Origin of the sequence: Paraburkholderia sp. J41 (assembly GCF_905220235.1) — a bacterium.
Classification (GTDB): domain Bacteria; phylum Pseudomonadota; class Gammaproteobacteria; order Burkholderiales; family Burkholderiaceae; genus Paraburkholderia.
In genome coordinates this window covers 1-19094 of record NZ_CAJMZE010000059.1, presented here as the reverse complement: position 1 = coordinate 19094, position 19094 = coordinate 1, and the positions used below count along the sequence as shown (strand labels likewise).

Annotated in this window: 18 protein-coding genes and 1 pseudogene; 13 read left to right on the top strand and 6 right to left on the bottom strand. The window is 65.5% G+C overall.

The genetic code is table 11. The annotated features are described in order from the left end of the window. The first annotated feature begins 378 nt into the window (after nt 1-378). Both tsaE and U5805_RS30865 read left to right on the top strand, forming a co-directional pair. Entirely contained in the window at nt 379-978 is a 600-nt protein-coding gene (gene tsaE / locus U5805_RS30870; RefSeq protein WP_322107287.1) for a tRNA (adenosine(37)-N6)-threonylcarbamoyltransferase complex ATPase subunit type 1 TsaE, read from the top strand. Continuing rightward, entirely contained in the window at nt 960-2546 is a 1587-nt protein-coding gene (locus tag U5805_RS30865; RefSeq protein WP_322107286.1) for an N-acetylmuramoyl-L-alanine amidase, read from the top strand. Before tsaE ends, U5805_RS30865 begins: the two co-directional genes overlap by 19 nt. Before the next feature lie 102 nt (nt 2547-2648). On the opposite strand, the gene U5805_RS30860 is transcribed toward U5805_RS30865, so the two are convergent. Further along, nucleotides 2649-3545 (bottom strand): EamA family transporter, encoded by an 897-nt coding sequence (locus U5805_RS30860; RefSeq protein ID WP_322107285.1) that lies wholly within the window; start codon nt 3543-3545, stop codon nt 2649-2651. A gap of 188 nt (nt 3546-3733) precedes the next feature. Here U5805_RS30860 and U5805_RS30855 point away from each other — a divergent pair, with 188 nt between their 5' ends. Then, nucleotides 3734-4618, top strand: a complete 885-nt coding sequence (locus tag U5805_RS30855) for a pirin family protein (RefSeq protein WP_322107284.1) — start codon at nt 3734-3736, stop codon at nt 4616-4618. A 173-nt stretch (nt 4619-4791) separates the two neighbouring features. Next, nucleotides 4792-5640: a thioredoxin gene (gene trxA, locus U5805_RS30850; RefSeq protein WP_322107283.1), complete on the top strand. Its 849-nt coding sequence runs from the start codon at nt 4792-4794 to the stop codon at nt 5638-5640. Between the two features lie 126 nt (nt 5641-5766). Here trxA and U5805_RS30845 read toward each other — a convergent pair whose 3' ends face one another. Together U5805_RS30845 and U5805_RS30840 are read right to left on the bottom strand one after the other, a co-directional pair. Then, nucleotides 5767-7338 carry a mannose-1-phosphate guanylyltransferase/mannose-6-phosphate isomerase gene (locus U5805_RS30845; RefSeq protein ID WP_322107281.1) on the bottom strand — a complete coding sequence of 524 codons (1572 nt, stop codon included), beginning with the start codon at nt 7336-7338 and terminating at the stop codon, nt 5767-5769. A gap of 377 nt (nt 7339-7715) precedes the next feature. After that, nucleotides 7716-7886 carry a hypothetical protein gene (locus U5805_RS30840; protein WP_322107280.1) on the bottom strand — a complete coding sequence of 57 codons (171 nt, stop codon included), beginning with the start codon at nt 7884-7886 and terminating at the stop codon, nt 7716-7718. A 222-nt stretch (nt 7887-8108) separates the two neighbouring features. Between U5805_RS30840 and U5805_RS30835 the strand changes: the two genes are divergently transcribed. Next, nucleotides 8109-8843 carry a Crp/Fnr family transcriptional regulator gene (locus U5805_RS30835; RefSeq protein WP_322107279.1) on the top strand — a complete coding sequence of 245 codons (735 nt, stop codon included), beginning with the start codon at nt 8109-8111 and terminating at the stop codon, nt 8841-8843. 274 nt (nt 8844-9117) lie between these two features. Here the strand turns inward: U5805_RS30835 and tcdA are convergent. Beyond that, a pseudogene (gene tcdA, locus U5805_RS30830) lies at nt 9118-9921 on the bottom strand (tRNA cyclic N6-threonylcarbamoyladenosine(37) synthase TcdA); the annotation flags it as partial. On the opposite strand from tcdA, the gene U5805_RS30825 reads away from it, so the two are divergent. From U5805_RS30825 to U5805_RS30810, 4 genes are all read left to right on the top strand, one after another. Continuing rightward, a complete protein-coding gene (locus tag U5805_RS30825; RefSeq protein ID WP_322107288.1) occupies nt 9844-10257 on the top strand; it encodes a hypothetical protein in 414 nt (137 codons plus the stop codon). The pseudogene tcdA and the gene U5805_RS30825 overlap by 78 nt on opposite strands. Nucleotides 10258-10407: 150 nt before the next feature. Continuing rightward, nucleotides 10408-11052 (top strand): pyridoxamine 5'-phosphate oxidase, encoded by a 645-nt coding sequence (gene pdxH, locus U5805_RS30820; RefSeq protein WP_322107278.1) that lies wholly within the window; start codon nt 10408-10410, stop codon nt 11050-11052. A 333-nt stretch (nt 11053-11385) separates the two neighbouring features. Beyond that, a complete protein-coding gene (locus U5805_RS30815; RefSeq protein WP_322107277.1) occupies nt 11386-12600 on the top strand; it encodes a cyclopropane-fatty-acyl-phospholipid synthase family protein in 1215 nt (404 codons plus the stop codon). Continuing rightward, the gene (locus U5805_RS30810) at nt 12564-14096 is read left to right on the top strand and encodes a DUF72 domain-containing protein (RefSeq protein WP_415914693.1); all 1533 of its coding nucleotides are present in this window, start codon (nt 12564-12566) and stop codon (nt 14094-14096) included. The genes U5805_RS30815 and U5805_RS30810 overlap by 37 nt, the downstream gene beginning before the upstream one ends. 46 nt (nt 14097-14142) lie before the next feature. Here U5805_RS30810 and msrA read toward each other — a convergent pair whose 3' ends face one another. Then, on the bottom strand, nt 14143-14691 hold the full coding sequence (gene msrA / locus U5805_RS30805) for a peptide-methionine (S)-S-oxide reductase MsrA (RefSeq protein WP_322107275.1): 549 nt from the start codon (nt 14689-14691) through the stop codon (nt 14143-14145). Nucleotides 14692-14897: 206 nt separating this feature from the next. Between msrA and U5805_RS30800 the strand changes: the two genes are divergently transcribed. After that, a complete protein-coding gene (locus tag U5805_RS30800; RefSeq protein WP_322107274.1) occupies nt 14898-15410 on the top strand; it encodes a flavin reductase family protein in 513 nt (170 codons plus the stop codon). Nucleotides 15411-15459: 49 nt separating this feature from the next. Here U5805_RS30800 and U5805_RS30795 read toward each other — a convergent pair whose 3' ends face one another. Then, nucleotides 15460-15975, bottom strand: coding sequence for an Lrp/AsnC family transcriptional regulator (locus U5805_RS30795; RefSeq protein WP_322107273.1), 516 nt, complete (start codon nt 15973-15975; stop codon nt 15460-15462). A 141-nt stretch (nt 15976-16116) separates the two neighbouring features. On the opposite strand from U5805_RS30795, the gene kynB reads away from it, so the two are divergent. The 3 genes from kynB (at nt 16117) to kynA (ending at nt 19020) form a co-directional block, all read left to right on the top strand. Further along, nucleotides 16117-16743, top strand: a complete 627-nt coding sequence (gene kynB / locus U5805_RS30790; protein ID WP_322107272.1) for an arylformamidase — start codon at nt 16117-16119, stop codon at nt 16741-16743. Nucleotides 16744-16819: 76 nt separating this feature from the next. Next, nucleotides 16820-18070, top strand: coding sequence for a kynureninase (kynU, locus tag U5805_RS30785; protein WP_322107271.1), 1251 nt, complete (start codon nt 16820-16822; stop codon nt 18068-18070). An 11-nt stretch (nt 18071-18081) separates the two neighbouring features. After that, complete coding sequence (gene kynA / locus U5805_RS30780; RefSeq protein WP_322107270.1) at nt 18082-19020, top strand: tryptophan 2,3-dioxygenase; 939 nt, start codon at nt 18082-18084, stop codon at nt 19018-19020. Nucleotides 19021-19094 lie beyond the last annotated feature (74 nt).

Genomic DNA, 19094 nt, shown 5'->3' with positions numbered 1-19094 from the left:
GGATGAATGCGACGGCAAGCCATGCGAAGATCGCCCAGGTAATCAGCGCAACGGCAACGGGCGGACTCATGCGCTGCTCCCGGTCGTGCGCAGGCGTGCTTCCAGCTCCCGGATACGCGCCTGGAGCTTCTCGGTCTGTTCGGCGGTGTCGTAGGCCTGGGTTCCAAGCGTCACGATGTACCGCCCCAGTTCAACGCACGTGTAATCGTTCAGAAAGATACGGCGATTTTCGATATTTCGTTACAAACGGAAGCGCGCTCCCATGGCGCTAAACCAGTTTCTGCATGTTAACATCCAAGCTGTTGAATCTAAACGGAACGGATGTTGCTGAGCGTGGTACGCTGCAACGCACAAACGCTCACGACAGTTTTAAAAGAAATGCCCGACACGTCCGGTCACGACCACGCTTCTGGAACGCTGCCCGCTGGTGCCAGCGTTCTGCTCGAACGCCGCTTCGACCTTGCCGATGCCGCGGCCACCGACGCATTCGGCGCGCGTTTCGCGCACGCGATCGAAGCGCTGCGCGATGGCGGCACGAACGCGGCAAGCGAAGTCAACGCGTTTCACGGACTGCACGTTCAATTGCACGGTGATCTCGGCGCCGGCAAGACCTCGCTCGTGCGCGCCGCGCTGCGCGCGCTCGGTCATGCGGGGCGCGTGCGCAGCCCGACCTACACACTCGTCGAGCCCTACACGATTGCGGCGCCCGGCGGTGCGAGCCAGGCAGGCCGCGACCTCCAGCTTTATCACTTCGATCTGTACCGTTTCAGCGATCCGGCCGAATGGGCCGATTCGGGCTTTCGCGATTATTTCGCGCAAGATGCCGTGTGCCTCGTCGAATGGCCGCAACGCGCGGGCGGCCTTCTCGGCGTGCCCGATCTCGTGTTCTCGCTCGAACCGGATGCAAGCGGCGAAGGCCGCGTGCTGACGGCGTATGCATACAGCGCATCAGGAAAGGCATGTCTAGAAAGATGTTGATCAAACCGTTCCGCTCGATCGAATCGGCGGCCACCGCCACGCACAACTGGCGTCGCCGGCAAATTCTCAAGGCCGGCGCTTCCTCGCTCCTGCTCGGTCTCGCCGCGCCGCGCATCGCCATGGCGGCATCCGTGCTCGGCGTGCGCGTGTGGCCCGCGCGCGACTATACGCGCGTGACCATCGAATCGGATCAGCCGCTCGCCAATTCGCAGCAGTTGCTGCAAGGCCCCGACCGTCTGGTCGTCGACCTGAACGGGCTCGATCTCGACGACGCGCTCAAGAATCTCGTCTCCAAGATCACGCCGAACGATCCGCAAATCCAGGCGGTGCGCGTCGGGCAGTATCAGCCGCACGTCGTGCGCATGGTGTTCGACCTGAAAGGCTCGGTTAAGCCGCAGGTGTTCACGCTGCAACCCGTGGGCTCGTACAAGTACCGGCTCGTGTTCGACCTGTACCCGGCCGTCGCGCCCGACCCGCTCATGGATCTGCTCGCGCAGACCGAGCGCAAGCAGCAGCAGCTCGACGCGCACGAGGCGATGAAGGACAACGCGCAGTCCGCGCCGCCTTCCACGCTCGCCGGGCCGAACGCCGGCGTCAACGCCGCGCCGCCCGCGCACGACAACAGCGACGCGTTCTTCCAGCGCTACGCGCAGAACGACGCGGGGGCGGCGAAGCCCTCGCCCGCTGTGCCGCCCGCCGTGCCACCTGTCATCGCGCCGCGCGCGCCCAAACCGGCCGTGCCCAGGCCGCAGGCGCCCGTCATCGCCCAGCGCAATAACGGCAACAACGGCAACGACGACGACTCCAGCGACGACGACTACGGCTTCACCGCGCCCAAATCCGCCAAGGGCGGCACCACGCGCCTGCTCACGGTCGCCATCGACCCCGGCCACGGCGGCGAGGACCCGGGCGCGATCGGCAGCGCGGGCACCTACGAGAAGCACGTCGCGCTCGACATCGCCAGGAAACTGCGCGCGAAGATCGACGCGCAGCCCAACATGCGCTCGATGATGACGCGCGACGCCGACTTCTTCGTGCCGCTCAACGTGCGCGTGCAGAAGGCGAGGCGCGTGGGCGCCGACCTGTTCGTCTCCATTCACGCCGATGCTTTCACGACGCCTTCGGCGCGCGGTTCGTCGGTGTTCGCGCTTTCGGAGCACGGCGCGTCGAGCGCCGCCGCGCGCTGGATGGCGAACAAGGAAAACTCGTCGGACCAGATCGGCGGCATCAGCGTGCAAACCGCCGACGCCGCCGTGAATCGCGCGCTATTCGACATGTCGACCACGGCGCAGATTCGCGACTCGCTGCGCTACGGCAACTTCGTGCTCAACGAAGTGGGCGAGATCAACCATCTGCACAAGGGCTCGGTCGAGCAGGCCGGCTTCGCCGTGCTCAAGGCGCCCGACATTCCGTCGATCCTCGTGGAAACGGCGTTCATCAGCAATCCCGAGGAGGAAACGCGCCTGAACGACGACGCCTATCGCGACAAGATGGCCAATGCGATCATGAAGGGCATCAAGCGCTATTTCGCGGCGAATCCGCCGTTGGCGAAGAGTCGCATGACGTAGGCGAAGCCGTCGCCGCAAACGAAAAACGCCGCATTCGTGCGGCGTTTCTTGTTTCATCGGACGACGGCCGCGCCTTGGGCGAACGGCCGGTAAAACACCCCGTCAGGAACGCGCGCCCGCCAACCGCGCTTTCACCCAGCCGCCGAACACGTTCACCGCGAGCCCCGCCATCACCAGCAACGCGCCGTAGATTTCCGCCGCCGTCAGTTGCTCGCCCAGCAGCAGCGACGCCGAAGCCAGGCCGACGATCGGCACGAGCAGCGAGAACGGCGCGACCTGGCTTGCCGGATACTTCGAAAGCAGGCGGCTCCACAGGCTGTAGCCAAGCAACGTGGCAACGAACGCGAGATAGACGATCGCGCCCACCGAAGTCGCGCCGATGCCGGAAAGCGCCGCCCCGATGCGCTGCGGCCCTTCCATGAAGTACGAGAGCACGAGAAACGGCAGCGGCGGCACGAGGCTCGCCCACACCACGAGTCCGACCAGATCGACCTTGCCCACCTTCTTCGTGACGATGTTGCCGAGCGCCCACGAACACGCCGCGCACAAGGTCAGGACGAAACCGGCCGCCGTCATGCCGAGCGCGCCCGACCCCGACGACTGCATGCCGATCAGCGCGAGGCCGCCCGCCGCGATCAGCAAACCGACGACGTTCTGCGCGCGAAAGCGCTCGCCGAGGAACATCGCCGCGAACACCAGCGTGAAGAACGCCTGCGCCTGTAGCACGACCGAGGCGAGACCGGCGGGCATGCCCACGTACATCGCCGTGAAAAGAAACGCGAACTGGCCGAACGAAATGGTCGCGCCGTAAGCGATCAGCCAGCGCAGCGGCAGCTTCGGGCGCTTCACGAACAGCACCGCCGGGAACGCCGCCAGCGCGAAGCGCAGCGCGCCGAGCAGCAGCGGCGGCACGCCGTGCAGACCGACCTTGATCACGACGAAATTCACGCCCCACGCCAGCACCACGACCAGCGCGAGCAACAAGTCCTTCGGCGACATCCCCGCTCCCGTTCCTTTTTGTCGAATCTGCGAGTGTAGCGCTTACGATGTGCTGACGTCGCGCCTTTCTGCCTTGACGGCATGCCGCGAGGCCCGGCGTTAGAATGGGCGCCTGCTGGCGCGCCCCCGCCGCGCGCCCTCGCGTCTCATCACGCATTCGTGCCGTCCGACCTGTCAAGGAAGCGTTCATGTCCTCATCGATCAAAGCGGTGCTCAAGCCTCATCAGCGCGACATCGGCAATCTCTATGTGCGGCGCGTGCTGCCCGCGCTCGCCGCGCGCCTCGTCGGGCCGTTCATCTTCTTCGACCACATGGGCCCCGCTGCGCTCGCGCCGGGCGCGGGCGTGGACGTGCGCCCGCATCCGCATATCGGCCTCGCGACCGTCACGTATCTGTACGACGGCGCGCTCATGCACCGCGACAGTCTCGGCTCGGCGCAGAAGATTCTGCCCGGCGACGTCAACTGGATGACGGCCGGACGCGGCATCGTGCATTCGGAGCGCACGCCCGACGAAGAACGCCGGACCGGCCTCACGATGCACGGCATTCAAACCTGGGTCGCGCTGCCGCTCGATCACGAAGACGTGGAACCGTCGTTCTTCCATCACGAAGCGGCCACGCTGCCCGAAATCGCGCGCAACGGCGTGACGCTGCGCGTGATCGCGGGCACGGCGTTCGGCGCGACTTCGCCGGTCGCCACGTTCTCGGGCACGCTCTACGTGGCCGCCGATTTCGCGCCGAGGAGCGTCATCGCGCTGGAACCCGAGCACGAGGAGCGCGGCGTCTATCTCGTCGAAGGCGATCTCGCGATCGACGGCACGCCGCTCGAACAGCACACCATGGCGACGCTCGTGGAAGGCGAAACCGTCACGCTGTCGAGCGAAAACGGGGCACGGGTGATGCTGCTCGGCGGCGAGCGGCTCGACGGCGAGCGCTTTATCGAATGGAATTTCGTCGCGAGTTCGCGCGAGAAGATCGAGGCCGCGAAGGCCGCATGGACGCGTCAGGAAATGGGGAAGGTTCCCGGGGAGACGGAGTGGATTCCGTTGCCGGAAAAGAAGCCGCCGCATTGAGACGCCGTCACGGCGTAGCTGAAACGACATCGAAGCGCAGCGGCCTTGAAGCCGGCCTTGAAGCCGGCCTTGAAGCCGGCCTTGAAGCCGCTTCCGGGGCGGCAGTATTGAAGCCGCGCCGCTTCGTCCCCATCTAAACGGGCAACGGACACCGACATCAACACGAGGAAGCCATGGACACTACGCTTGCCACTTTCGAAAACGACGTGATCGAGGCGTCGGCCAATGCGCCGGTGCTGGTCGACTTCTGGGCGCCCTGGTGCGGGCCGTGCAAATCGCTCGGGCCGATGCTCGAAAAGCTCGAAACCGAGTACGCGGGCAAATGGAAGCTCGTCAAGGTGAACGTCGACGAAAACCAGGAGCTTGCCGCGCACTTCGGCGTGCGCAGCATTCCGCACGTAGTGGCGTTCGCGGACCGTCAGGCGGTCGATCAGTTCGTCGGCGTGCTGCCCGAAGGCCAGCTGCGCCAGTTCCTCGACGGCCTGATTCCCGATGGCGCCGAAGCCGCGCGCCGCGCCGCCCAGGAAGCGCTCGCCGAAGGCCGCCGCGAGGACGCCTACGAAGCGCTCAAAGCCGCGCTCGCGTTCGAGCCCGGCAACGACGAAGTGCGCATGGACCTGATCGAAATGCTGCTCGCCGACAATCGCGCCGACGAAGCCCGCAACGAGGTCGATCTGCTTTCGCCGAAAACCACGCAAGGCATCGACGCGCGTTTCAACGCGCTCAAGACGCGCCTCGACGCACTCGACGCCGCCGCCGATCTGCCGCCCACCGACGCGCTCGAAGCGCAGGTGGCAAACCACCCCGCCGATCTCGAAGCGCGTTTCGATCTCGCGAACGCGCTCATCGCGCGCCGCAAATACGCGGGCGCGCTCGAACATCTGCTGGAAATCGTCAAGCGCGACCGCACCTTCCGCGACGACGTGGGCCGCAAAACGATGCTCTCGGTGTTCGATCTCGCCGCGCATCAGCCCGAACTCGTGAGCGAATGGCGCCGCAAGCTGAGCGCGACGTTGAATTAAACACGCTGCATGAAAGACGTCGCGCAACGCTGCGCGACGTCCCCCACGCTCCCCTCTTTCCCCTGCGTTTTTTTCCGGCTCTTGCGCCGCTTTTGACGCGGCTTTCGGCGCGGCTTCGTGCGCTCGTCAGCCCGGCACGCGGCCGTACTGATCGTCGAAGCGCACGATGTCGTCCTCGCCGAGATAGCAGCCCGACTGCACCTCGATCAATTCCAGCGCCGTCTTGCCCGGATTCTCGAGCCGGTGCTTCATGCCGAGCGGGATGTAAGTCGACTCGTTTTCCGAGAGCAGCAGCACTTCCTCGCCGCGCGTCACGCGCGCCGTGCCGCGCACGACGATCCAATGTTCAGCGCGATGATGATGCATCTGCAACGAAAGGCACCCGCCCGGCTTCACCACGATGCGCTTGACCTGGAAGCGCTCGCCGTGATCCACCGAGTCGTACCAGCCCCACGGGCGCTCCACGCGGCGGTGCTGGCTCGCGATCTCGTTCTTCTGCGCCTTCAACTTGCCGACGATCGCCTTCACGTCCTGCACGCGATCCTTCGCGGCGACGAGCACGGCATCGGCCGTTTCCACCACCACCACGTTATGCACGCCCACGCAGGCGACGAGCCGCCCGTCCGAATGCGCGAAGGTTTCGGTCGCGCCTTCGAACAACACGCGCCCGCGCGCGACGTTGCCGTTCGCGTCTTTCTGCGAGACCTGCCATACGGCGTCCCACGCGCCCACGTCGGACCAGCCCGAGCGCAGCGGCACGACCACGCCCGCCGGGTTGTCCTGGAAGCGCGCCTCGGCGCCGAGCGATTCCATCACCGCATAGTCGATCGAATCGGACGGGCACATGGCGAGCGCGTCGCGGTTCAGATGCACGGTGCCGTCGGCGTCGGTCTTCGCAGTGTCGAACGCGGTTTCGCACTGCGCCGCGATGAGCGGCTGGCTGTTGCGGATGGCCACGAGCCACACCGAGGCGCGCACCACGAAAATGCCGCTGTTCCAGAGGTAATCGCCCGAAGCGACGTAGCTCGCCGCGCGTTCGGCATCGGGCTTTTCGACGAAGCGCTCGATGCTGCGCGCGCCGCTGTCGCCGAGCGGCTTGCCCGCGCGAATGTAGCCGTAACCGGTTTCGGCGCGCTGCGGCGGCACGCCGAGCGTGACGATGGCGCCGCGCGCCGCATGCTGCACGGCCTCTTCGACCGCGGCGGCAAAGGCGGCGCGATCGGCGATCAGATGATCGGCCGGCATGGCGACGAGAATCGGATCGTGGTCGCCCTGCGCGGCCAGCGCCGCGACCGTGAGCGCGGGCGCGGTGTTGCGCGCGAGCGGTTCGAGCACGAAGCGCGCGGCCATGCCGCTGCGGCCCAGGCGGTCGGCGGTCAGATGGCGCAGGTCTTCGCTGCTGACGACGAGCGGCGCGGCTTTGCGCACCCACTGCGCCGGGCGCATCGCGGGCGACGGATGCGCGCCGGGCGCATCGCGTTCGGCATCGGCATACACGCTGTCCAGGCGGCGCACCGTGGCTTCGAGCAGCGACTCGCCGTCGAGCAGATCGATCAACTGCTTCGGACAATGCTCGCGCGAGAGCGGCCAGAGCCGCGTGCCCGAACCGCCCGCGAGCACGACGGGCTGAACGATGAGCGCGGCATCGTCCTCATGGGTTGCAGCGAGCAAGGCGGCAGGCGTCACGACGTTGTTCATGCAATAACTCCCCGAGTGGAAATGGGCGGTCTCTTGATCGGACCGCGTACCAGGCACATTTGAGCGCGACGGCGCGCGCGCATCTGTACGCGTTCCCACACAGTTCGCGTGCTCGGGAAAGTTTGAAATCGGCGGCCGCCAACTTACCGACCCGCGCGACGAGCCTGCACGAACTCGCGGCGAACCCGCGCGCGCGGGCCGCTATGTGCGGTGGCGCACGAAGCGTTGCGAGCCCCGCGCGGCGGCATGTTTCACATCCGAACGTTTTCGCGTTCGCGGAGATAGCGCCGCGACAGATTTGAATCAAAACCGCGCGGCGGGACGAGCGGGAACGCCACGCTGCCAAGGGGCGGCGCTCCGCATGTTTCAGCGAGGACTCATTTTTCGACACCCCCTTCAGAAGCACGCAGCGCCAGGCGCAATAAGGCGTTCGGGGCAAAGAAGGGGGCGCGCTTCGCCTCTCGCGCGCCAGGGGCGATGTACAAAACTGAAACAAAAAAGCGGCGTTGCGCCGCAGCGAAAATCGCGAACGCCGTGAAGAACCGCATGCTTCCTCACTTTCGCTATTGCTGGCATAGCCTCTGCTAAGTAGTCATCGCCGCACCGGCGCAAACGTCGACAAACAAGATCGCGAGACGACGGTGAGGCTTATGGGGCCGGCACGACGAACGCATAGCCAATCCGGGAAGCGGCGCATAACGACAAGTTCGGCGGACGGAATCAGAAAAAACAAGGAGGCGGCACATGCCGCCTCATACGAGGACCAAATCATGTTGACCCTTCAATCCGATCTGCACGGCAACCATTTGCTGGGCGCACTGCCCTCGCACGAGTGGCAGGCGCTGGCTCCGCATCTCGAACTCGTTCATCTGCGCACGGAGCAACTGCTCTGTGATTGTGGTCAGCGCATCCATCACGTGTATTTCCCGACCACCGCGATCATCTCGATGCTCTCGACGATGGAGGACGGCAGTTCGGTTGAAATCGCGGCGGTGGGCCGCGAAGGCATGACCGGCGTTCCCGTGCTGACGGGCGGCGAAACCATGCCGAGCCGCGTGCAGGTCCAGTGCGCGGGTTTCGCCTACCGCATGAGCGCCCAGGCGCTCAAGCAACAGTTCGCGCGCTCCGACTTCCTGCGCCGGATCATGCTGCTTTACATGCACGCGCTGCTCACGCAGGTCGCGCAAACGGCCGCCTGCAACCGGCATCATTCGCTGAGCAAGCAACTGTGCCGCTGGCTGCTGATCGAAGTGGACCGCGTGGATTCGGACGAGCTGAGCGTCACGCAGCAACTGATCGCCGACATGCTGGGCGTGCGCCGTGAGGGCATCACGGAAGCGGCGGGCAAGCTGCACGACGAAGGCCTGATTCACCACAGCCGCGGCAAGATCCGCATTCTCGACCGCAACCGCCTCGAAGCGCGCGCCTGCGAATGCTACGGCCTCGTGCGCCGCGAGTTCGACCGGCTGCTGCCGCGTCTGCGCGAAGCGGAAGCCGTCGAATAACCGATAAACCACAAGCTGTGCCGCGCGTGGATGGATGGATGGTGGGTCCGCTCGCGCGTTCTCTCGCAACATCGTGATGCAAAGCGTGCCGCCGGCGGCACGCTTTTGCGTTTCCCGCGTTCGCTTCGGGCGCCGATCCGGACGCTGACGCCGAGCGCGAACTTCAGGCGCCAACTTCAGGCGCGGAATTCAAACGCGGAATTCAAACGCGAACTTCGGCCGCGAAATTAAGGCGCGAAATCAAGGCGCAGAATTCAAACGCGAACGCCGGGCGTCAACGCTTCGCCGCCCGGTGCGCGATCGCGCGCAGCACATACGACGCCGCCGCGAAGCCGAAGCTCGCCGTCACGCACACGCTCGAACCGAACCCCGCGCAATTGAGCCCGACCGGTCCTTGATGACCGGGCGAGGTGCTCACGTGCTCGGCTTCGGCGTCGATGTCGCATACGGCCGCTTCCGGGTAGATCAGCGGCTCGTCGGAATACACGGCGCTCACCTTGAACTTCGCTTTCGGCCCGCGCGGAAACCCGTGCTGCTTGCGCAACTGGCCGCGCACTTTCGAAAGCAGCGGGTCCTGGATCGTGAGCGCGAGGTCGTCGATGCGAATGCGCGTGGGATCGAGCTGGCCGCCCGCGCCGCCCACGGCGATGAGCGGCACGCGATGCTCGACGCACCACGCGATCAGCGCGGTCTTGGTGCGCACGCTGTCGATGGCGTCGATCACGAAGTCGAAACCCGCGCCGAGCAGCGCGTCGAAATTCGACGGCTCCACGAAATCTTCCACGAGACGCACGTCGCAAGCGGGATTGATGAGCTTGATGCGCTCGGCCATCGCCTCGACTTTCGGCTTGCCGTAATTGCCGTCGAGCGCGTGAATCTGGCGGTTGGTGTTGCTTTCGGCGACGTTGTCGAGGTCGATGAGCGTCAGCGTGCCGATGGCGCTGCGCGCGAGCGCCTCGGCGGCCCACGAGCCCACGCCGCCGATGCCGATCACGGCCACGTGGGCGCGCTCGAACGCATCGAGCGCGGGGGCGCCGTAGAGCCGCGCGACGCCGCCGAAGCGGCGCGCGTGGTCGGCGGCGTCGACGGTATCGGCAGCAGTGGCGGCAGCGGCGCGATCGGCACTAGCGGCGACGTCGGCGGCATCGGCGCTAGCGGCACCCGCCGCACGATCGGCGGCATCGGCAGTATCGGCACCAGCGGCACGATCGACGGCATCGGCACCAGCGGAAACATCGGCGGCAGCGACGCTACCGGCACCATCGGCACCATCGCCAACCTCGGCACGATCGGCGGCTGCGGCGGCCAGGCTCGCGGTAAGATCGGCGGAACCGGCGGAAGGGGAAATCGGAGTGCGGGGCATAAGACGGTGGCAAGTCGAAAGCGAACCGTTCGGGCGCTGAATTTTGCTTGATTCCGCGCAATAACGATCCTCACAAGACCCGTATTTTGCCTGATCACGCCCAAACGGCGCGCGCGGCCCGAAATCGGCCGCGAACCGGCCGGCGATGCAATCCTCGCCGCTCCCTTATACTTGCCTCAAATTGAAGTGTCCGCATAAAAGATGACGACTCTCGCCGATCTCCGCAAGAACTATTCGCTCGGCTCGCTCGACACCGCCGACGTCGACGCCGACCCGATCCGCCAGTTCCAGACCTGGTTCGCCCAGGCGCTCGACGCCAGGCTGCCCGAACCGAACGCGATGACGGTCGCCACCGTCGACGCCGAAGGCCGCCCCGCCGCGCGCATCCTGCTCATCAAGGGCGTGGACGAGCGCGGCTTCGTGTTCTTCACCAATTACGAAAGCCGCAAGGGCCACGAACTCGCGGCCAATCCGCACGCGGCGCTGCTGTTTCACTGGATCGAGCTGGAACGCCAGGTACGCATCGAGGGCAAGGTCGAACTGACGAGCGAAGCCGAAAGCGACGCGTATTTTCATTCGCGCCCGCTCGGCTCGCGCATCGGCGCATGGGCGTCCGAGCAGAGCGCCGTGATCGCCAGCCGCGAGGCGCTCGAAGCGCGCGAGCGCGAGATCGGCGCGCAGTTCGGCGAGAACCCGCCGCGCCCGCCGCATTGGGGCGGCTACCGGCTCGTGCCGCAGTCCATCGAATTCTGGCAAGGCCGCCCTTCGCGGCTGCACGACCGCATTCGTTACACGCGCGACGCGCGCGGCGGCTCCGGCTGGCGCATCGAGCGCCTTGCGCCGTAAATGCAGCGCAAGCGCGCCGGGCCGGCCCGCATCGCCCGACTCGCTCGAACGCCGCACGTCCGTATCGACCGGTCGATTGCGACCGCTCGATTGCTACCGCTCGATTGCTACCGCTTGATTGCTACCACTTGAACTCGGCCATTTGATTCCGACCGATTGATTGGCGCGCGGCGGCCGCCGAAGTTGCATCGCGCCGCCGCGCCACCCGTTTTTGTCTCACCGCCGCACGCATCGCCCGGAACGCCCCGGCGTTCGCGATTCGCGCGGCCTGCATGGCCTGCTTCGCCGCTTGATTCGATTTTGCCTTTCGCATCGACACAGGAGAAAAAACGCATGTTCTGGGAGAAAAAACTCGCGCAATGGGTGGAGGAAGTGCGCAACAAGGCCAACCTGCCCGCGCGCCTCGTGTTGTGGAGCGGCCAGCAGTTCGACTTCGGGCACTTCGCGGCGCCGCAGGTCACGCTGAAGGTCAACAGCGCGTCGGCGCTGCCGCTGTTGCTCGAACCGAGCCTCGACAATCTCGGCGAAGCCTACGTCAAGGGCAAGATCGACATCGAGGGCAAGCTCGCCGACATCATCGACATCAGCTACGGGCTTGCGCGCAACACGGTCACGAGCGCCAGCAAGCTCGCGCGCGTGAAGCGCTATTTCACGCACTCGAAGTCGACGGACCAGAAGGCCATTCAGTATCACTACGACGTGTCCAACGAGTTCTACCGGCTCTGGCTCGACGAAAACATGGTCTATTCGTGCGCGTACTTCGAGAACGGCGACGAGGACCTGGCCACCGCGCAGCGCAAGAAGATCGACCATATCCTCACGAAAATCCAGATCGAGGAAGGCCAGACGCTGCTCGATATCGGCTGCGGCTGGGGCGCGCTCGTGCTGCGCGCGGCGCAAAAGTACGGCGCGCGCTGCGTGGGCGTGACGCTTTCGCAGAATCAGTTCGATCTCGCCACGGCGCGCGTGAAAGCGGCGGGCCTGGCAGACCGCATCGAGATTCGCCTCCAGGATTATCGCGACGTGCAGGGCCAGTTCGACCGCATCACGAGCGTGGGCATGTTCGAGCACGTGGGGCGCAAGAATCTGCCCGCGTACTTCCGCAAGGTCCACGATCTGCTGGCCGACGACGGCGTGGCGATGAATCACGGCATCACGTCCTCGGACGCCGATTCGGGCGAAACGGCGCTGGGCGGCGGCGAATTCATCGACCGCTACGTGTTCCCCGACGGCGAGCTGCCGCATATCGGCCTCGCGCTGGAAGCGGCGCAGCGCGGCGGCCTGGAAGCGGTTGACGTCGAGAGCCTGCGCCGTCACTATGCGCACACGCTCGGAATCTGGGCGGAAAACTTCGAGGCGCGCGCCGAGGAAGCGAAGAAGCTCGTGGACGACGAGAAGTTCCGCATCTGGCGCGTGTATCTGGCCGGTTGCGCCTACGCGTTCGAACACGACGACGTCTCGATCTACCAGATCGTCTGCCGCAAGGCCGGCCGCAGCGCGAAAACGCTGCCGTGGTCGCGCCGCTACATGTACGACAAGCCGCTCTAACGCAGCGGCGGCGGCGGATTGGAGATTCGTGCCGATCCGCCGCCGCGCCGTGGCGCAAGGCGCGGCTTTCTGGAAACCACCGCAAGCGCATGAACGAACGCGACGACGGGCATCACGATCTTTTTGGCGACTTTGCCGATTCCGCCGACCGCGCGGGCGCGCAAGGCCCGCGCCAAAGCCCGCGCCGCGCGGCCTCGGCCAAACCGGCGACGCGCGCCGAACCGCCATCGGCAACGCCCGATCTGTTCGGCTTCACGGCGCCCGAGCCCGCGCGCGACGCAACGCTTGCCGTGCCAGGCCAAGCCGCCGGTCCATCCACCGACAACGCCGCTGACAACGCCGCCGGCAAGCCCGCCGCGGCCAAGCGCAAAGGCCGTGGCGTGCTGCCCGCCGTCGCCACGCCGGAAACGCTCGAACTCGCCGCCGATCTGCCCGCGAGCGTGCGGCTCGGCACTTCGTCGTGGTCGTTTCCGGGCTGGCGCGGCATTGTCTACGGCGAGGATTACAGCCAGTCCAAACTCGCGCGCGACGGGTTATCGGCGTATGGCGCGCATCCGTTGCTGCGCTCGGTGAGCATCGACCGTTCGTTCTACGCGCCGCTCACCGTCACCGACTATCTGCGCTACGCGCAGCAGGTGCCCGATTCCTTCCGCTTCATCGTGAAGGCGCCCGCACTCATCACCGACGCCAGCGTGCGCGGCGAACGCGGCGAACCGGTTTCGGCGAATCCGTGCTTTCTCGACGCGGAACTGGCCGCGCGCGAATTCGTCGAGCCGTGCCTCGCGGGTCTGGGCGCGAAAGCGGGCGCGCTCGTCTTTCAGTTCCCGCCGCTGCCCGATCAACTGCTCGCCGATCCGGTCGTGTTCGTCGAGAAGCTGGCCGCGTTCCTCGCGGAATTGCCGCCGCTGCCCGTGCCGGACGAAGGCGGCGACGGCCCTTGCTATGCCGTCGAAATCCGCGATTCGATCCTGCTCACGCCGCGCTTCGTGCGCGCGCTGCGCGCGGCGGGCGTACGCTATTGCGTCGGCCTGCACGCGCGCATGCCCGACCCGTTGCGCCAGGCGGCCGCGCTCGCGCTGATGGACGGCGAAGCGCCCGCCGGCCCGCTGATCGTGCGCTGGAGCCTGCACAGCGGCTTCAAGTACGAGCAGGCGAAGGCGCGCTACGAGCCGTTCGACAAACTCGTGGACGAAGACCCGCACACGCGCGACACGCTCGCCGAGCTGGCCGCGCGCTACGCGCTCGCGGGCCAGCCGGTGCTCATCACGACGAACAACAAGGCGGAGGGATCGGCGCCGCTCACCTGCGCGAAGCTCGCGCGGGCGATTGCCGAAGGGATGGCGCGGCTGCGCGAGGAAAGTCAGGCTGCGGGCGAGGGGTCGGACGATCGCGGCGCCGATGCGCGATCGGCAGACACATCGGCGTCGGCGCCCGATGCGGCCAATGCGGCCGATAACGGCGACACGCCCCAAACCGCCACGCGCGAGGAAGGCTGAGCGCCCGCCTCGCGTCGGCAGCGGCAGCGGCAGCGGGCAGGCGCGCTTATTCCGGCTTGAGCCGGTGCGCGAACTTCTGGCGGAACTTGGCCACCTTCGGCGCGACCACGAACGAGCAATAGCCCTGATTCGGATGCTGCGCGAAGTAGTTCTGGTGATACGCCTCGGCCGGGAAATAGTTGCCGTCGAGCGGCAGCACCTGCGTGACGATCTTGCCGTCGTACACGCCTTCGGCCGCCAGTTCGCGAATCGCCTGCTCAGCCGTCTCGCGCTGCGCCTCCGAGTGCGTGAAGATCACCGAGCGATACTGCGTGCCCACGTCGTTGCCCTGGCGGTTGAGCGTGGTGGGATCGTGGATCGCGAAGAAAATGTCGAGAATCTCGCGATAGCCGATTTTCGCCGGATCGAACCGCACGTTCACGACTTCGGCATGACCCGTTTCGCCGTCGCAGACCTGCTCGTAGCTCGGGTGGTCGACGTGACCGCCCGCATAGCCCGATTCCACCGCTTCCACGCCGTCCACGCGCAGATAAACCGCTTCGAGACACCAGAAGCAGCCGCCGCCCAGGGTGGCCGTTTCGACTGTTTGACTCATGCTGTTCGCTCCTTGAAAACGTGAAATCGGCGCCGATGCGCCCCGAATCCCGCACGGCGGCAAAGGCAATGCGAGCCGCCTTCCAGCGGATTTCGTTAAAATTGGGACAATTCGTCGAATTTCCACATGATGTCCAATCCGATTTTCGCCCTGATGACGGCTTGTTGCGCGCGCCGCGCGTGCCCGCTTTTGGCAGGCGTTCGCCGATGACGCGCCGCGCCAGCCCGCCCAATTTCGACGGCGCCGCGTTTCGCCGCGCGCTCGGCCAGTTCGCCACCGGCGTGACCGTCATCACGACGCGCGCGCCCGACGGCCAGCTTATCGGCATTACGGCCAGCTCGTTCAACTCGGTCTCGCTCACGCCGCCGCTCGTGCTCTGGAGCCTCGCGACGCGCTCGGCCTCCATGCCCGTGTTCCGCTCGAACAGCCATTATGTGGTGAACGTGCTCGCGGCGTCGCAGCTCGACCTGTGCAAGCGCTTCGCGACCGTGAAGGGGGACCGCTTCGAAGGCGTCTCGCACGCGGCCGGCGACACCGGCATGCCCGTGCTGGACGGCGCCATCGCATGGTTCGAGTGCCATAACCGCAGCCGCTACGACGAAGGCGATCACGTGATCTTCGTCGGCGAAGTGGAGCGCTGCGGCGTGCGCGAGGACGGCGACGAAGCCGCGCCGCTCGTGTTCCACGGCGGCGCGTTCCATCAATTGACTTCGCTTTGAACGGCGGCGTTGGGCAAGTTGCTCCGCGCGCCTTGAAACGCGGTAAAACCTAGCGCGCGTCGAGCGGCGCGGGCTTCGGCTCGCGCTGCGCGATCAGATCGACGGGCAAGCCCGCCTCCACCTTCAGCGTGGTGAGCACGATGTTCGAGCGGATGTCCATCACGCCCGGCGCCTTGTACAGCTTGTTGAGCACGAAATCGGAGTAGTGCTTGAGATTGTGGGCGAGCACGCGCAGCAGATAGTGCGTCTCGCCCGTCACCACGTACGCGCCTACGACTTCCGGCCAGTCGCGCAACGCCGCGACGAAGCGCTCGTGCCAGCTTTCCTGGTCGTTGCGCATCGACACCTGCACGAAAGCCTCCATTTCGAAGCCGAGAATCTCCCGGTTCAAACTGGCGCGATAACGCTCCACCACACCCTGTTCTTCCAGCAGCCGCAAACGGCGCAAGCACGCCGAAGGCGAGAGCGAAATGCGCTCCGCTAAATCGAGATTGCTGATCCGCCCCTCGTTCTGCAACACGGCGAGAATACGGCAATCGGTAGCATCCAGCGAGATTGCGTTCATATTTGGTCTCCATTCCCGTCTTGTTACAAATTATGTGCCAAGAACCGATGTTTGCGGCGTTTTTTTCGCAAGCACATTTCGCGCAGGCTTGCCTATCATTCGAAACATCGCCGCACAAGAACCACGAGACCCTTTCTTGACATGAAGCCCATCTGGGACATTTCCCCGCCGATACAGCCGGAAACGCCCGTCTGGCCGGGCGATACGCCGGTGAGCGTGGAGCGCGTCTGGCGCATGGAAGCCGGCTCGCCGGTGAACGTGGCGCGTGTAACGCTTTCGCCACACACGGGCGCGCACACCGACGCCCCGCTGCACTACGACGCCGCAGGCGCGCCCATCGGCGCGGTGCCGCTGGAAACGTACATCGGCGCGTGCCGCGTGATTCATTGCCTGGGCGCGGCGCCGCGGGTGTTGCCCGAGCACGTTGCGCACGCGCTGGACGGCGTGCCGCCCCGCGTGCTGCTGCGCACCTATGCGAGCGCGCCGCAGGATCGCTGGGACAGTGCGTTTTGCGCCGTCGCGCCGGAAACCGTCGACTTGCTGGCCGCGCGCGGCGTGACGCTGATCGGCATCGACACGCCTTCGCTCGATCCGCAGGAATCCAAAACGATGGACGCGCATCACCGCATTCGCGCGCACCGCATGGCGATTCTCGAAGGCGTGGTGCTCGATTCCATCGCGCCCGGCGATTACGAACTGATCGCCCTGCCGCTCAAATTCGCGACGCTCGATGCGAGCCCCGTGCGCGCCGTGCTGCGCGCGCTTTAACCCTTCGCGCTTTGACCCTTCGCGCTTTAATCCTTCGCGTTTTAACCTTTTTTCGCAGGCTTTTCCGATATCGCTCATGAACGACCGTAACGAAGCTTTGGCGCTCGACCGCGCCGACCCGCTCGCCGCGCTGCGCGAGCAATTCACGCTGGCGCCGCAGACGATTTATCTCGACGGCAACTCGCTCGGCGTGCCGCCGACGGCCGCGGCCGCGCGCGCGCAGGCCGTGATTGGCGGCGAATGGGGCGACGGCCTGATCCGTAGCTGGAACAGCGCGGGCTGGTTCGCGATGCCGCGCCGCCTCGGCAACAAGCTCGCCACGCTGATCGGCGCGGAAGACGACGAAGTGGTCGTGACCGATACGATTTCGATCAATCTGTTCAAGGCGCTTTCGGCGGCGCTGCGCGTGCAGAACGAGCGCGATCCGAAGCGGCGCGTGATCGTTTCCGAGCGCTCGAATTTCCCGAGCGATCTGTACATCGCGCAAGGCTTGATCGAGCAACTCGATCGCGGCTATGAACTGCGTCTCGTCGATGACCCTGCGGAACTGCCGGCGGCGATTCGCGACGACGTGGCCGTGGCGATGATCACGCATGTGAACTACCGCACCGGCGAGATGCACGACATGCGCGCGCTGACCGAGCATATCCACGCGCAAGGCGCGCTCGCGCTGTGGGATCTCGCGCATTCGGCGGGCGCGGTGCCGGTGGATCTGAACGGCGCGAACGCCGATTATGCGGTGGGCTGCACGTATAAATATTTGAACGGCGGGCCGGGTTCGCCGGGATTCGTTTGGGTTCCTAAGCGTCATCAGAATGCGTTCTCGCAGCCGCTTTCGGGCTGGTGGGGACATCGCAAGCCGTTCGAGATGAATCCAGAATATCGCCCCGACGACGGCATCGGCCGCTTCTTGTGCGGCACGCAGCCGATCGTTTCGATGGCGCTCGTGGAATGCGGCCTCGACGTATTTCTGCAAACCGATATGCAGGCCGTGCGCCGCAAATCGCTGGCGTTGACCGATCTGTTTATCGAACTGGTCGAGACGCGTTGCGAGGCATTCGGCCTCACGCTCGTCACGCCGCGCGATCATGCGCTGCGCGGCTCGCATGTGAGCTTCGAGCATGCACATGGTTTCGAGGTGATGCAGGCGCTGATCGCGCGCGGCGTGATCGGCGATTATCGCGAGCCGCGTGTGTTGCGATTCGGCTTTACGCCGCTGTATCTGCGTTACGTGGATGTGTGGGACGCGGTGGAAACGCTGCGTGACGTGCTCGCGACCGAGCAGTGGCGCAAGCCCGAATTCGCAGCGCGCGGCGCGGTGACCTGAGGAGTCTCTCGATGAACGATCACATGCAGGTGCCGGGGATGCCGGAGTCGAATGGCGATGGCGATGCGCCGCGTGGCGGCTGTCCGCTCGGGCATGGCGCTGCGCCTTCTTCCGCTGCTTCGGAGAAAGGCGACGGCTGGCATGATGCGCAGCTCGACTTCTCGAAGTCGATGAGTTACGGCGATTATCTAGCGCTCGATTCGGTGCTCAATGCGCAGCATCCTTTGTCGCCCGATCACAACGAGATGCTGTTCATCGTGCAGCATCAGACGAGTGAGTTGTGGATGAAGCTCGCGCTTTACGAGCTTCGCGCGGCGCTCGCGAACGTGCATAACGATGCGTTACCGCCGGCGTTCAAGCAGTTGGCGCGCGTGTCGCGCATCATGGAGCAACTGGTGCAGGCGTGGAATGTGTTGTCGACGTTGACGCCTTCCGAGTACACGGCGATGCGGCCTTATCTGGGCGCTTCTTCAGGGTTTCAGTCGTATCAGTATCGGCAGATCGAGTTTCTGCTCGGCAACAAGAATGCGCAGATGTTGAAGCCACACGAGCATCGCGCGGAGATTCATGCGCAGGTTAAGGCGACTTTAGAGGCACCTTCGTTTTATGACGAAGTGGTACGTTTGCTGGCGAGGAGAGGGTTTGCGATTGCGCCGGAGCGCTTGGCTCGCGATTGGTCGTTGCCGATGGCGCACGATGCTTCGGTTGAGGCCGCTTGGCTCGAGGTGTACCGGAATCCTTCGCAGTACTGGGATCTTTATGAAATGGCCGAGGAGTTGGTGGATCTCGAGGATGCGTTCAGGCAGTGGCGGTTCCGGCATGTCACCACGGTTGAGCGGATTATTGGGTTCAAGCAGGGGACTGGCGGGACGAGCGGCGCGCCTTATTTGAGGAAGATGCTGGATGTGGTGTTGTTTCCGGAGTTGTGGGGGGTGAGGACGGGGTTGTGAGTCGCCGCAATGAAAAATGGCCAGCGATGGCCGGCCATTTTCTACCCATTCGGATTCGGATCATGCGCTGGACG

Excerpts from the sequence above, each read along its gene's own strand:
- msrA (WP_322107275.1), bottom strand. The coding sequence starts at position 14,691 with ATGAGTCAAACAGTCGAAACGGCCACCCTGGGCGGCGGCTGCTTCTGG.
- U5805_RS30815 (WP_322107277.1), top strand. The coding sequence starts at position 11,386 with ATGTTCTGGGAGAAAAAACTCGCGCAATGGGTGGAGGAAGTGCGCAAC.
- pdxH (WP_322107278.1), top strand. The coding sequence starts at position 10,408 with ATGACGACTCTCGCCGATCTCCGCAAGAACTATTCGCTCGGCTCGCTC.
- U5805_RS30835 (WP_322107279.1), top strand. The coding sequence starts at position 8,109 with ATGTTGACCCTTCAATCCGATCTGCACGGCAACCATTTGCTGGGCGCA.
- U5805_RS30860 (WP_322107285.1), bottom strand. The coding sequence starts at position 3,545 with ATGTCGCCGAAGGACTTGTTGCTCGCGCTGGTCGTGGTGCTGGCGTGG.
- trxA (WP_322107283.1), top strand. The coding sequence starts at position 4,792 with ATGGACACTACGCTTGCCACTTTCGAAAACGACGTGATCGAGGCGTCG.
- U5805_RS30800 (WP_322107274.1), top strand. The coding sequence starts at position 14,898 with ATGACGCGCCGCGCCAGCCCGCCCAATTTCGACGGCGCCGCGTTTCGC.
- U5805_RS30855 (WP_322107284.1), top strand. The coding sequence starts at position 3,734 with ATGTCCTCATCGATCAAAGCGGTGCTCAAGCCTCATCAGCGCGACATC.
- U5805_RS30865 (WP_322107286.1), top strand. The coding sequence starts at position 960 with ATGTCTAGAAAGATGTTGATCAAACCGTTCCGCTCGATCGAATCGGCG.
- tsaE (WP_322107287.1), top strand. The coding sequence starts at position 379 with ATGCCCGACACGTCCGGTCACGACCACGCTTCTGGAACGCTGCCCGCT.
- kynA (WP_322107270.1), top strand. The coding sequence starts at position 18,082 with ATGAACGATCACATGCAGGTGCCGGGGATGCCGGAGTCGAATGGCGAT.
- U5805_RS30840 (WP_322107280.1), bottom strand. The coding sequence starts at position 7,886 with ATGCGGTTCTTCACGGCGTTCGCGATTTTCGCTGCGGCGCAACGCCGC.
- U5805_RS30795 (WP_322107273.1), bottom strand. The coding sequence starts at position 15,975 with ATGAACGCAATCTCGCTGGATGCTACCGATTGCCGTATTCTCGCCGTG.
- kynU (WP_322107271.1), top strand. The coding sequence starts at position 16,820 with ATGAACGACCGTAACGAAGCTTTGGCGCTCGACCGCGCCGACCCGCTC.
- kynB (WP_322107272.1), top strand. The coding sequence starts at position 16,117 with ATGAAGCCCATCTGGGACATTTCCCCGCCGATACAGCCGGAAACGCCC.
- U5805_RS30845 (WP_322107281.1), bottom strand. The coding sequence starts at position 7,338 with ATGAACAACGTCGTGACGCCTGCCGCCTTGCTCGCTGCAACCCATGAG.